The 12,479-nt window shown below is 52.5% G+C and carries 11 protein-coding genes; all 11 read left to right on the plus strand.

What is annotated here, in order from left to right; translation table 11 throughout:
• Genes ORD20_RS11880 through ppdK form a run of 11 tightly spaced genes read left to right on the plus strand, consistent with a single transcriptional unit; the run spans position 1 to position 12,430 of the window.
• Complete coding sequence (locus ORD20_RS11880) at positions 1-996, plus strand: PhoH family protein (RefSeq protein WP_103374476.1); 996 nt, start codon at positions 1-3, stop codon at positions 994-996.
• Positions 971-3,157 carry an HD family phosphohydrolase gene (locus ORD20_RS11885; protein WP_103374475.1) on the plus strand — a complete coding sequence of 729 codons (2,187 nt, stop codon included), beginning with the start codon at positions 971-973 and terminating at the stop codon, positions 3,155-3,157. The genes ORD20_RS11880 and ORD20_RS11885 overlap by 26 nt, the downstream gene beginning before the upstream one ends.
• Positions 3,117-3,527: an rRNA maturation RNase YbeY gene (gene ybeY / locus ORD20_RS11890; protein WP_242968285.1), complete on the plus strand. Its 411-nt coding sequence runs from the start codon at positions 3,117-3,119 to the stop codon at positions 3,525-3,527. Before ORD20_RS11885 ends, ybeY begins: the two co-directional genes overlap by 41 nt.
• A 23-nt stretch (positions 3,528-3,550) precedes the next feature.
• Positions 3,551-4,669, plus strand: coding sequence for a hemolysin family protein (locus tag ORD20_RS11895; protein ID WP_430626204.1), 1,119 nt, complete (start codon positions 3,551-3,553; stop codon positions 4,667-4,669).
• Positions 4,670-4,694: 25 nt separating this feature from the next.
• Positions 4,695-5,108, plus strand: a complete 414-nt coding sequence (locus tag ORD20_RS11900; protein WP_103374471.1) for a cytidine deaminase — start codon at positions 4,695-4,697, stop codon at positions 5,106-5,108.
• A 15-nt stretch (positions 5,109-5,123) separates the two neighbouring features.
• Positions 5,124-6,014, plus strand: a complete 891-nt coding sequence (gene era / locus ORD20_RS11905; RefSeq protein ID WP_103374470.1) for a GTPase Era — start codon at positions 5,124-5,126, stop codon at positions 6,012-6,014.
• Positions 6,015-6,572 (plus strand): DNA repair protein RecO, encoded by a 558-nt coding sequence (gene recO, locus ORD20_RS11910; RefSeq protein ID WP_430626205.1) that lies wholly within the window; start codon positions 6,015-6,017, stop codon positions 6,570-6,572.
• Positions 6,562-6,921 (plus strand): glycine--tRNA ligase subunit alpha, encoded by a 360-nt coding sequence (locus ORD20_RS11915; RefSeq protein WP_430626206.1) that lies wholly within the window; start codon positions 6,562-6,564, stop codon positions 6,919-6,921. The genes recO and ORD20_RS11915 overlap by 11 nt, the downstream gene beginning before the upstream one ends.
• On the plus strand, positions 6,918-8,966 hold the full coding sequence (glyS, locus tag ORD20_RS11920; protein ID WP_103374467.1) for a glycine--tRNA ligase subunit beta: 2,049 nt from the start codon (positions 6,918-6,920) through the stop codon (positions 8,964-8,966). The genes ORD20_RS11915 and glyS overlap by 4 nt, the downstream gene beginning before the upstream one ends.
• A 10-nt stretch (positions 8,967-8,976) precedes the next feature.
• Positions 8,977-9,789 carry a pyruvate, water dikinase regulatory protein gene (locus ORD20_RS11925; protein WP_103374466.1) on the plus strand — a complete coding sequence of 271 codons (813 nt, stop codon included), beginning with the start codon at positions 8,977-8,979 and terminating at the stop codon, positions 9,787-9,789.
• A 1-nt stretch (position 9,790) separates the two neighbouring features.
• Positions 9,791-12,430, plus strand: a complete 2,640-nt coding sequence (ppdK, locus tag ORD20_RS11930; RefSeq protein ID WP_103374465.1) for a pyruvate, phosphate dikinase — start codon at positions 9,791-9,793, stop codon at positions 12,428-12,430.
• Positions 12,431-12,479: the final 49 nt, after the last annotated feature.

A 12,479-nucleotide genomic window follows, 5' to 3' on the forward strand; every position in this document is an offset into this window, starting at 1 on the left:
TTGCCGCTTTCTCAGTGGGTGATAACGGATAACAATGCCGTAACGCTTTTGGTAGGACGTGGAGATGAGCATCTAAAGCATATTGAGAATGCCTTGCATGTCAAATTGACGGCGCGAGGCAACGTGATTGCCATTCAAGGACCTGACTCCGATCAAGCGTTGGCGCGAGAGGTTTTGGACTTGCTGTCGCAGTGGGCTTATGCGGGGCAGCCGATTCGCTTGGATACGGTTGATGCGGCCGTAGAAGCTGTTAAAGAAGGCACCCAAAGCCAGTTCTTGCATCTGCTTACGGAAGCTGTGTACACGACCACGCAAGGGCGCGTTGTGCGGCCTAAAACTGTGGGACAGCAAGTTTACGTGGAAGCGGTCCGGCAAAATACCTTGGTGTTCGGAATCGGACCGGCAGGCACTGGGAAAACCTATTTGGCCATGGCGATGGCTGTGCAAGCTTTAAAGGCTCATGAGGTTGAGCGCATCATTTTAACACGTCCCGCTGTGGAGGCAGGAGAAAAACTGGGTTTCTTACCGGGAGCATTGGAAGACAAAGTCGACCCGTATTTGCGGCCGCTTTATGATGCCCTCTTTGAATTCCTTGGACAAGAGGCGGTGGAACGGTATCGCGAACGGGGCCATATTGAAATCGCGCCATTGGCTTACATGCGCGGTCGCACCCTCAATTCGAGTTTTATCATATTGGATGAAGCCCAAAATACCACCTATGAGCAAATGAAAATGTTTTTGACACGACTAGGCTATGGGTCTAAGATGGTCGTCACAGGTGACGAGACTCAAGTCGATTTAGCACGCGGACAGCGTTCAGGCTTGTTTGAGGCGGAGCATATCTTGCGCGATATTCCTAACATCCGTACGATTCGTTTAGGAAAGCGGGATGTGGTAAGACACCCGTTAGTCGGGGAGATTATCGAGGCGTATCAGCGGTTTGAAGCAGAGCAAGGAGCTAACAATGAGCATGAACACGCAACGCAACGTCCATGACTGGTTTAGCAGACTCCGCTTTCAAGGCACACCCCTGCAGTGGCGGCAAGTCCTGGTAGCGGCAGGGGTCTGGTTGTTGGCCACTATCGTGTTCGCCACGACGTTGTTGGCCCAACGCATCGATGTGGCAGCGGGGGATTTGGCGCCGCGTACGGTCGTGGCGCCGTATGGGGTGGTCGATTGGGGTGCCACCCAAAAAGCTCGTGAACAGGCGGCTAAACTTGTTCCCAGTGTCTATACGACGAACAATCAAATATTGCGCAATCAAGAGGCGGCGCTCCATAAGGATTTTTCCCTAATACTCTCGCTGTCGATAGACCAGACCGCCCCGTTAGATTTGCGAGAACAAACCATTGCCCAAGCCTTGCCCATCGGATTGCCCTTAAGCGTCTGGGGTAAGGTTCTAAGCCTGTCCCCTGCGAGTTTGTCGCAGCTGCAACAAGATGCGCTCGTGATCATTTCCTCCGCAATGGGTAATGGCAATGGTGTGCGCAACAATAAAGTGGGCTTAGCCGAGGCTCAAGGCTTTGCGGCGCAATTGGCAGCACAAGAGGAACAGCAGCCCAGCTTGCGCTTATTTTTAGCGGACTTCACAAAGAGCTTGATTGTGCCCAATACCTTTTTAAATGCGCAAGATACCGCAGCACGCAGACAAGCGGCTATGGACAAGGTACCGACCGTTAAAATTCTCAAGGGGGAAGAGGTCCTGCAAGCGGGGCAGGTCATCACGCCTGCTGATATTAAAGTTTTGCAAGAACTGGGGCTTCTTGATCAAGGATTCAACCCAGCCCCTGTGATTGGGTCAGCCTTGTTATCATTTGTTTTGGTGGCCTTAATTGCAGGCTATTTGTGGTTCTTACGGCGTCAAACCCTCCTATCGCTACCCGCTACGATTATTACGGGATTGATTTTTACCACGTCACTCATTGGTGCGGATATCGTCAAAAACTTGCCGGCTTTAAGCTACCTGGTGGTGCCAACGGCGGCAATCATGGTTACGGCTCTTGTCGATTCAGGCTTGGGTATGGTTATGGCTGGGGTACTGGCGTTGGGGGTGGCTACGCTCACGGGCGCTGATCTCAATGTGGCACTCGTCTCTTTCTTTGGGGGGTTAGCAGGGGTCTTTGGGGTGACCCGCCTCTCTCAGCGCTATGACATTATTCGTGCGGGGGTTTTAGTCGGGATTGTCAACTTACTGGCCTTAGCGGGCCTCGATATCATGCAAGGGGCCGCATTAAGCCAAGCTACGACATGGGAGACGCTCTTATGGGGATTGCTCGATGGGATTTTAGCGGCGGTCTTGGCGATGGGCTCGATTCCCTTTTTGGAAGGGCCTTTTGGCATCATTACATCGATGAAGTTGATCGAACTTAGTAACCCCAATCAGCCATTATTGCGCAAACTGTTGGTTGAGGCGCCGGGCACTTACCATCATAGCATTATGGTCGGAAACTTAGCGGAACAAGCGACGGAGGCCGTCGGTGGCAATTCGCTGTTGGCACGCGTAGGGGCGTACTATCACGATATTGGGAAATCCAAGCGGCCTTATTTCTTTGTTGACAATCAATTTGGGGCGGACAATCCCCATGACAAGCTGGCCCCTACGGTGTCGGCGTTAATCATCTCCTCTCATGTACGCGATGGCATTGAATTAGCACGTCAGTACCATCTCCCAGATGCCATCGTGCAGTTTATTCGAGAGCATCACGGCACAACGCTGATCAGTTTCTTTTATCATAAAGCGCTCGCTGCCGATACGGGAGACGGGGTTTTGGAAGAAGATTTTCGTTATGATGGACCGCGCCCGCAAAGCAAAGAGACGGCTATTGTGATGTTAGCGGATGCGTCCGAAGCGACAAGTCGTACGCTTAAACACCCTACCCCACAGACTATTGAACAAGTGGTGCGGAAAATTATCAAAGACCGGCTTGAAGATGGACAACTCGATGAGTCCAATTTGACCTTGAAGGAACTCGACACCATTGCCCGCACTTTTACGCGGGTTTTGACGGGGATGTTTCATCAACGCATTGAGTATCCTGAAAGCGTGTTGAAGGAAATGGAAAGGAGTCGGGGACGTGGAAATATGGGTGGAAAGCCCCCCGGGATCATCAGAAAAATTGGAGGCCATAGTACGCGCGGCCGTCATCCGCACGCTTGACGTTCTTGGGGGTCTTGAAAACGCCGAGGTGAGTGTGGTGTTAACCAATGATGAAGCGGTGCATGCGTTGAATCGGGAGTATCGCGGGGTCGACCGTCCTACCGATGTGTTGTCTTTTAGCCAACGGGAAGGAGAGGATGCGAACCCTGACGATCCGGTGCTAGGGGACATCGTCATTTCGCTAGACCGAGTGGCAGCTCAGGCGGCAGACTATGGGCATAGTTTTGAGCGGGAACTGGGATTCTTAACAGTGCATGGAGTGCTGCATTTGCTGGGCTGGGATCACGAACTGCCTGATGAGGAACAGCGCATGATGGCGAAAACCGAAGAAATTTTAGGGGGCATTGGGCTGTCTCGTGAAGCGCGCTGAGAGTCTTCAGGAATCATTCCGTTATGCGTTTTCGGGGTCCCAATCGGTTGCTCGGGACGGTATTGGTGGGAAATAATCTCGCCAATATCATGTCGGCGACGATCGCAACCGGTATTTTTATTCATTATTTTGGGAACAATGGCATTCTGATTTCCACAGTGGTTATGACCCTGTTTATTTTGTTAGTCGCAGAAATTATTCCGAAGACGTTCGCCGCGCATAACTCAGAGCGTGTCGCGTTGCGTTTTGCGGTATTTCTAGAAGTTTCTGCGCGGATTTTCTATCCGATTGTGCAAGTGCTTACGTGGTTTGGTGCCGGCATTATCCGTGTTCTGGGCGGACGGGCCGAAGGGGGCCGGTTGCTGACGGAAGAAGAAATTCGCAGCATGGTCGAGGTGGGAGAAGAAGAAGGCTTGCTCGAAGCCGATGAACGTCAAATGATTCAAGGCATTTTTGACTTAGGCGATACCGTGGCCAGGGAAGTCATGGTGCCACGCATCGATGTGAATGCGTTGCCAGATACCGCCCCCTTGCGCGAAGCGTGGGATGCAGTGATTCATTGGGGCCATTCAAGGCTCCCGGTTTTCAGACGGACGATTGATGATGTCGTCGGGGTTATTTATGCCCGCGACATTTTGGCGTATTTAAAAGAGCGCGATCCGTCGACGTCCGTGGGAGAATTGGCGCGACCCGTCTTATATGTGCCGGAAACAAAGAAAGTGGATGAGCTTTTGGCGGATTTCCGGCGTCAAAGAACTCAGATTGCTGTGGTGTTGGATGAGTATGGTGGCACGGCAGGGATAGTGACCATTGAAGACTTGCTTGAGGAAATTGTGGGAGAAATTCAAGACGAATATGATCAGGAAGATCAGCCTGTTCGTTATTTGGATGATGGCGTGATTGACGTAGCCGGGATGGTACAACTAGACGAAGTCAACGAAATTTTGGAAGTCGATTTGCCCCATGAGGACTTTGACACGGTGGGAGGGCTTATTCTCCACCTTTTAGGCCGGGCCCCTGTAGAAGGCGAAGTCGTGAAATGGGACAACTTGGAATTTACGGTATCGAAGGTTGTTGGACGACGCGTGGCGCGCGTGATTATCAAGGCACATGAACACGCCCGGGTTGACAACAATGACTAGTGAAGGGCGTTAGGGGGAGTCGAGAATGGCGTATTCGTTGCAGGAACTGAAGGAGCAGGCTCGGCAAGTGCGCGACCGGGCCTACGTGCCATATTCCCACTTTCCGGTGGGGGCGGCTTTGGTGGGAAAGGATGGGCAGATTTTTAGCGGCTGTAATGTGGAAAATGCGAGTTATCCTCTCGGCATGTGTGCAGAGCGAGCTTGCGTGTCGATGGCACTGGCAGCCGGCGTCCACTCGTTTGAGGCCATTTGGATTATGGGCGAGAGAGAACGGCCTATGCCGTGCGGCGGATGTCGGCAGGTTCTTAGTGAGTTTGGTGATCTGCAGATATTTGTGGCATCAGGTGATGGCGATGATGTCAAAAGCTACTGGTTGCATGACCTATTACCCGAAAGTTTTCACTGGAGCCCGACACACCCAGGGGAATTGGCAGAATAATGAGAGGGGACGCATATGGCGTTTAAATCCGGTTACATTGCATTAATCGGTCGGCCGAACGTGGGAAAGTCGACGTTGCTTAATGCCATCTTGGGAAGAAAGGTCGCCATCACGACGGCAAAACCGCAAACGACGCGAAATCGGATCCAAGGGGTATTGCATGACCCCTCCGGTCAAATTGTCTTCGTGGATACGCCTGGCATTCATCAGCCCCGCACCAAACTCGATGAACGGATGGTGATGACGGCCGAACGGGCTCTAAAAGAAGTCGACCTGATTGCTCACGTCGTGGATATCTCCAAGCCTCCGCGCCCGGAAGACATCGCGATTGCGCAGTTGATTGCGCGTTTGCATCATGATGCAGTGCTTGTGGGCAACAAGAGTGATTTAGTCGAGCAGACCAAAGGGCGGCTTGACCCGTACCGCGCTTTAGCGCCGTATGTCGAAGAATTTGTGGTATCTGCGCAGAACGAACAAGGAATTGAGGCCATGGTTCAAGCGCTGTTAGCCAGGCTTCCCGAAGGCTTGCCGTACTTTCCAGACGATACCGTGACAGACCAGACGGAAGATTTCTATATAGCGGAGGTGATTCGGGAAAAAATACTCGAAGAAACCCGCGATGAAGTCCCGCATTCGGTCGCTGTCACCATTGAGGAAAAAATTCAACGCACCCCGACGCTGATGTATATCCGGGCAGCCATTTACGTGGAGCGAGATACACAAAAGGCCATTTTAATTGGCAATCAAGGACAAATGCTGAAACGCATAGGCTTTTTGGCGCGCAAAGACTTAGAAGAATATTACGGACAAAAAGTGTATTTGGACCTTTGGGTCAAGGTGCGGGGACATTGGCGTGATCAAGAGGCGTGGCTCAAACGGTTGGGGTATGCACAACCGGAGGGGTAAATGGCGCAATATCAGGACCACATGCTGATTTTGAAATCGCGGCCGTACCGAGAATCGGATGCGCTGATCACGGCGTTTGGCCTTAAATCGGGAAAAATTGGGGCCATCGCCAAAGGCACTAGGCGGGCCAAGAATCGGTTGGCCGGTCTTTATCCATTGTCTTATACCGTCTGTGAAATTTATCATGGCCGGTCGAATCTAGATACCATTACGGGAACGGACTTGGTCGAAGGGTTCTCAGGTATGCGTCAGGACTTAAGCCGTTTAAGTTGGGGCATGTTGTTGGCTGACCTTGTGGATGAAATGTGGGAAGAGCGCGATGCCGCGCCAGCGGTTTTCCCGTGGGTCGTGGGAGGTTGGGAAGGCCTTGCGCAAGGTGCCAACGCCCTGACGATTACCTTGACAGCGTGCTGGCATTTGCTACAATTGGCCGGTTATTATCCACAGTGGGAAACGTGTGAAGTGTGTGGACGCGTGCCGGACGACGGCCCGGTGGCGCTGGATCTGGTCCATGACCGGCTCTATTGTACCCGTCATAGACCTGGAGATGATGGATGAGATTTGGACCATTGAATGGGCTCCGGGCGTGACCTACGATCAATTGTTCCGCCGGGCCGAATGGGAGCACGCCACGTATAGTTTTGAGCAGGCCTCGTCTGATGTATTGTTTCAGCTGTTTGCCCTTTATGAGAGTGAAGCCAAAAGGCTGTTGTCCTTGGACTTAATTCGGCCTGGCTATGAATATTTGCTGAAAGCGTCTCATATATTCAACACTCTCGATGCCTTGGGAGCCATTTCGGTTACCGAACGTCAAGCCTATCTAGGCCGTCTGCGCACTTTGTCGCGGCTCGCTGCGACGCGTTATCTAGATCTGCGTACACCCAAAAAGCAGGAGGTGTTGTCATGATGCTCGAAGATGCCCTTCCGCTATGGCGTCCTTTTCTCGTGGAAGTTGGTGTGGAAGAAATTCCTAGCCAATATATCCGTGACATTACAAGCGCCTATCGGGACTTGATAATGGACGAGTTTGCTCTGATGCGGTTAAGCTCGCGAGACATTGCGGCCTATGCGACTCCTAGACGCTTGGTCGTAATGGGACAAGTCTCTTCCCGTCAAAGTCCTTTGCAAGAAACGGTGCGTGGTCCCTTAATGGCCAATGCGTATCAGAATGGAGTCCCTACTCCCGCTCTGCTAGGGTTTTGTCGCCGACTAGGAATTGGTCCTGCCGAAGTCCAGACGATGGGTGAAGGGGACAAGACATATGTATGCGCGGTGATAGAGAAACCCATTGAAGCCGCTGAAGATCTATTGCCAGGGATTATGGAGAGAGCCTTCGCGGCCATTCCCCTGGCACGCAGCATGCGCTGGGGAGACCACGACTACCGGTTCATTCGCCCGGTACGGTGGTGTAGTTTGTGGCTCGATGACCAGGCGCTTCCCCTTTCGATTACTGGTGTTGCTTCGCAGCCATACACGTATGGCAATCGTACCGATCAGCCTGGGGCTCTTGAGATTCGAGGCATTGCGAGTTACGAGCAAGCCTTGGCCCAAGGGTTTGTCGTGCTAGATCCCATGCGCCGCCAAGAAGCAATTGTGAGTGAGGCTGACGAACTCGCAGCAAGTGTCGGAGGGGTCCCTGCCTATGATGAGGGTCTGATGGAAGAAGTGGTCAATTTGGTCGAATGGCCTACCCCATTCTTAGGCGCATTTGATGCCGCATTTCTAGAGGTGCCTCAAGAAGTCTTAATGACGTCGATGAAAGTTCATCAGCGCTACTTTCCCGTGATTGATGGGGAAGGACGTCTGATGCCCTACTTTATTGGGGTGCGCAATGGTATCGGGCGGAGCTTGGAGACCGTAGTCCATGGCAATGAAAAGGTTTTGCGGGCGCGCCTGTCCGATGCGCTCTATTTTTACCGAGCCGACCGTCGCCACCGTTTGGAGGATTACGTAGAGGCGTTAGACCGTGTGGTGTTTCACGCCAAGCTAGGAACTTATGGCGACAAAATCCGGCGATTACACCATATTTTCCAAGAGACGCGAGATGAATGGCCTCTAACGACACTCGAACAGGATTTGTTCCACCGAACGCTTGATTTATATAAAACAGATTTGCTGACGCAAGTGGTTCAAGAATTTCCCGAACTTCAAGGCACGATGGGGGGCATTTACGCTGAGCAAGAAGGGTTGCCCACCCCCATTGTGCAGGCGATTCGGGATCAGTATCATCCTGGCTATCAGGGGGACATTATTCCTGAAACGACTTTGGGGCGTCTCCTCGTATTGCTGGACCGCTTAGATACGGTGCTGTTGGGATTATCCCAAGGACTTAAGCCGACAGGCTCCGAAGATCCTTTTGGGATGCGCCGTAGTGCGCTGGCCATCGGGCGCATTCTCATGGAGAGCCAAGTATGGGAAAAACCTGCACGGCATCTCTTTGACCGAGTGGGACATATTTTAGGGGTTGACGAAAGGAGCATTCAAGAGGCCTTTGAATTGACCTTTGGCCGCGTCACGCGTTTTCTCGAGAGCGATCGCCATATCGCCGCGCAATGGTCCACTCCTGTATTGCAGGCGGCTTGCCCATGGCACACTTTTTCTGACCGACTGAGTTTGCTTGAGCGTTTGCATCAGAAGCCTGACTGGGAGTTGGTTGCTCAAGCTTACAAACGTATAGACCGTGTGATAGGGGATACAAGGGCGACGGATTCAACGCCAGAGGTGACGTTGCCGGCGGAATTAGCGGTCCAAGCGGCCGTGGAACAGGTTCGTCATGCGCCCACGCCGGACGCGTGGTGGAACGCGGTTCAAACCTTGTCCGAGGCGGTGCGGGTATTTTTTGATGCGGTGTTAGTCAATGATCCCGATCCGCAGGTGCAAGCAGCGCGCAAGCAACTTTTAGCGCTGGCCCGCACGCAATATAATCGGTATTTTGATATGAGTCAGGTCTAGGAGGGCGGACATGGCCAACCAGGGTCGGATTTTTATTGTGTCCGATTCGCTTGGTGAAACGGCCGAGCGAGTCGCTCATGGCGCGGCCATTCAATTTGATCACGCTGAAATTCGCATTGAGCGCTTATCGAACGTATCCGATTTTGCGGGGATTGATGCGGTCCTAGAGCGAGCAGCTGCCCAAAGCTCTGTTGTCATTTATACTATTGTGCGGGCCGATCTCAGCAGTTATTTGCGGGAAAAGGCCCAGCAGCTGGGAATTCATCATGTTGATGTCATGGGGCCCGTGTTGCAGGCTTTGCAAAATATGCTTGGTCAAACACCGCAATTGGTGCCAGGGCTCAGTCATCGCCTGGACCGAGAGTATTTTGACCGGGTCGAAGCCATCGAGTTTGCGGTAAAGTATGATGATGGCAAAGATCCGCGAGGCATTCGGGAGGCAGACATCGTGTTGCTGGGAGTGTCCAGAACCAGCAAAACGCCGGTCAGCTTATATTTAGCGAATCACCGTCTGAAAGTCGCGAATGTGCCGTTAGTACCCGAAGTGCCAGTACCGCATGAGATTTTTCAAGAAGGCCGTTTGAAGGCTGTCGGACTGGTCATCGATGCGGAATTGTTGATGAGCATTCGGCGGCAACGATTAAAATCCCTAGGACTGGGCTCGTCCGCGCAATATGCCACGATGGAGCGAATTATGGCAGAATTGGATTATGCATGGGACATCTTTACCCGTTTGAAATGTCCGGTAATTGATGTCAGTAATCACGCTGTTGAAGAAACGGCGACCAAAGTCTTGGAAATCACACAAGGAGGGCGCAGCTAGGATGTCTCGATACGTATTTCCTTTCGAGCAAGGTCGGGCAAGTCAGCGTGAGTTATTAGGGGGAAAAGGGGCCGGCCTGTCGGAAATGAGCTATATCGGTTTGCCCGTTCCTCCTGGATTTACTATTACGACCGAAGCCTGCAATTTATACCAAGAGCTGGATCACTTTCCTGAAGGCATGATGGACGAAGTTTGGACGCATTTGACCGAGTTGGAAGCGAAGCTGTCACGAAGGCTCGGGGACCCTCAAAAGCCATTGCTGGTTTCCGTGCGCTCTGGAGCTCCCATTTCGATGCCCGGGATGATGGATACGGTATTGAATTTGGGTCTCAACAGTGCGACTGTAGAAGGTCTGGCCGCTTTGACGCAAAATCGTCGGTTTGCGTTGGACAGTTATCGCCGCTTCATTCAAATGTTTGGCAATGTCGTCATGCATATGGAGCATAACCGGTTCGAACATGTTCTCCAGGAAGTGAAAGATGCGGCCGGCGTCCAGCAGGATCCTGATTTGTCAGAAGCTGCGCTGGAAGACGTCATTGACCGCTACAAGACTTTGGTTCGCTCGGAAACGGGACGCGATTTTCCAGAAGATGCGAGAGAGCAATTGGAAATGGCGATTAAAGCGGTCTTCGATTCGTGGAAGAACCCTCGCGCCATTGTTTACCGGCGTCTGAACAAAATTCCCGAAACGTTGGGAACGGCCGTGAATGTTCAGTCGATGGTCTTTGGCAATATGGGTCCCACGTCGGCGACGGGGGTGCTCTTTACACGCAATCCCAACACAGGGGAACCTGGCATGTACGGTGAGTATCTTACCAATGCCCAGGGAGAAGATGTGGTGGCGGGGATTCGCACGCCCAAAATGATTCAAGAAATGGCGCAGGAAATGCCTAAAACATTCCAAGAACTCACAGATGTCTGCCGTTTGCTGGAAACTCACTACCGAGATATGCAAGATATCGAATTTACAGTAGAGCGTGAGAAACTCTATTTGTTGCAAACTCGGACGGGAAAGAGAACAGCACGCGCGGCGGTCAAAATTGCGGTTGACCTTGTAGCGGAAGGGATTATCACACGGGATGAGGCATTGCTACGGCAAGATCCGGACCAAGTGGCGCGCTTGCTGTACCGTCAAATTGACCCCGCCGCCGAGCTTGACGTCTTGGCACAAGGATTGCCGGCGTCGCCGGGAGCAGCCTCAGGCAAAGTGGTCTTCGATGCGGATGAGGCGGAGGCGCGAGGCAACCGTGGTGAAGCGGTCATCTTAGTGCGACCAGAGACTACGCCGGATGATATTCATGGGATTGTAGCGGCTCAAGGGGTTCTAACCAGTCGCGGCGGCATGACGTCGCATGCGGCGATTGTTGCTCGTGGAATGGGGAAGCCGGCCGTTACCGGTTGTGAGTCGGTACGCATTAGCCTCGAAGCGCGCGAATTTATGGTCGGTGATATCACAGTTCACGAAAATGACGTCATCACCATTGATGGCGGCACAGGACGGGTTGTGAAAGGAATTGTTCCGACTGTTGAACCAGGCTTGTCGGAGGATTTTAATACGCTGCTCGCGTGGGCTGATGAGATCAAAACGTTGGGCGTGGAAGCCAATGCCGATACCCCAGAGGATGCGCAAATTGCACGGGACTTTGGGGCCCAAGGAGTGGGACTCTGTCGTACCGAGCACATGTTCATGGGACAAGACCGATTGCCGGCAATGCAAGCTATGATTTTGGCTGAAACCTTGGCGGAACGGGAAGCCGCGTTGCAAAAGCTCTTGCCTATGCAGCAAGAAGACTTTTATGGGATTCTTAAGGCAATGGATGGGTATCCGGTGACGATTCGCCTTCTGGATCCGCCGTTGCATGAGTTTTTGCCGAACATGGCCGAGACCGAAAAAGCCCTAGCGCAAGCTCAACAAGAGGGTCGGGTAGACGACGTGGTGCGGTTTGAGGCGATTCTCCGGCGATCCCGTGTGCTCTTCGAATTCAATCCCATGCTGGGATTTCGCGGCGTCCGCCTCGGAATCGTCTATCCTGAGATCTATGCCATGCAAGCGCAGGCTATTTTTCAAGCGCAAGCGGCATTGTTGCAAGAGGGTTATCATCCCGTGGTCGAAGTCATGATTCCTTTAGTGGGAATTGACCAAGAGTTTATCCGGATGCGAGACTTGATTCAGCAGGTGAATGAAGCGACCCAACAGCGCACGGGACTAGATCTGCCGTATAAGATTGGGACCATGATTGAGATACCTCGGGCAGCCTTGACAGCAGGAACTATTGCGGAGTCGGCGCAGTTCTTTTCGTTTGGTACCAACGATTTAACCCAGACGACGTTTGGCTTTAGCCGTGACGACGCCGAAAGTAAATTCTTGCCTCATTATTTGGCAGAAAAGATCTTAACCGAAAATCCCTTTATGGTTCTGGATCGCCAAGGCGTGGGTAAACTCATCGAGATCGCAGTGCATGATGGACGCCGCACCCGTCCTGACCTGAAAGTCGGAATTTGTGGAGAACACGGTGGGGATCCCTCCTCGATCGAGTTCTGCCACTTAGCGGGGTTAAATTACGTGAGTGCCTCGCCATTCCGCGTTCCCATTGCGCGGTTGGCTGCCGCTCAAGCCTTTCTTCGCCACCAGTCACACTAAGTCGAGAAAAAAGTCCAGCAAAGAGCACGGGAATTCTCAAAACCCGTGC

Origin of the sequence: Sulfobacillus thermotolerans, assembly GCF_039623705.1 — a bacterium.
GTDB lineage: Bacteria > Bacillota > Sulfobacillia > Sulfobacillales > Sulfobacillaceae > Sulfobacillus > Sulfobacillus thermotolerans.

What these genes read in the sequence shown, in the direction of transcription:
- ORD20_RS11885 (WP_103374475.1), top strand. Translation starts at nt 971, where the DNA reads ATGAACACGCAACGCAACGTCCATGACTGGTTTAGCAGACTCCGCTTT.
- ORD20_RS11895 (WP_430626204.1), top strand. Translation starts at nt 3,551, where the DNA reads ATGCGTTTTCGGGGTCCCAATCGGTTGCTCGGGACGGTATTGGTGGGA.
- ORD20_RS11900 (WP_103374471.1), top strand. Translation starts at nt 4,695, where the DNA reads ATGGCGTATTCGTTGCAGGAACTGAAGGAGCAGGCTCGGCAAGTGCGC.
- era (WP_103374470.1), top strand. Translation starts at nt 5,124, where the DNA reads ATGGCGTTTAAATCCGGTTACATTGCATTAATCGGTCGGCCGAACGTG.
- recO (WP_430626205.1), top strand. Translation starts at nt 6,015, where the DNA reads ATGGCGCAATATCAGGACCACATGCTGATTTTGAAATCGCGGCCGTAC.
- ORD20_RS11915 (WP_430626206.1), top strand. Translation starts at nt 6,562, where the DNA reads ATGATGGATGAGATTTGGACCATTGAATGGGCTCCGGGCGTGACCTAC.
- glyS (WP_103374467.1), top strand. Translation starts at nt 6,918, where the DNA reads ATGATGCTCGAAGATGCCCTTCCGCTATGGCGTCCTTTTCTCGTGGAA.
- ORD20_RS11925 (WP_103374466.1), top strand. Translation starts at nt 8,977, where the DNA reads ATGGCCAACCAGGGTCGGATTTTTATTGTGTCCGATTCGCTTGGTGAA.
- ppdK (WP_103374465.1), top strand. Translation starts at nt 9,791, where the DNA reads ATGTCTCGATACGTATTTCCTTTCGAGCAAGGTCGGGCAAGTCAGCGT.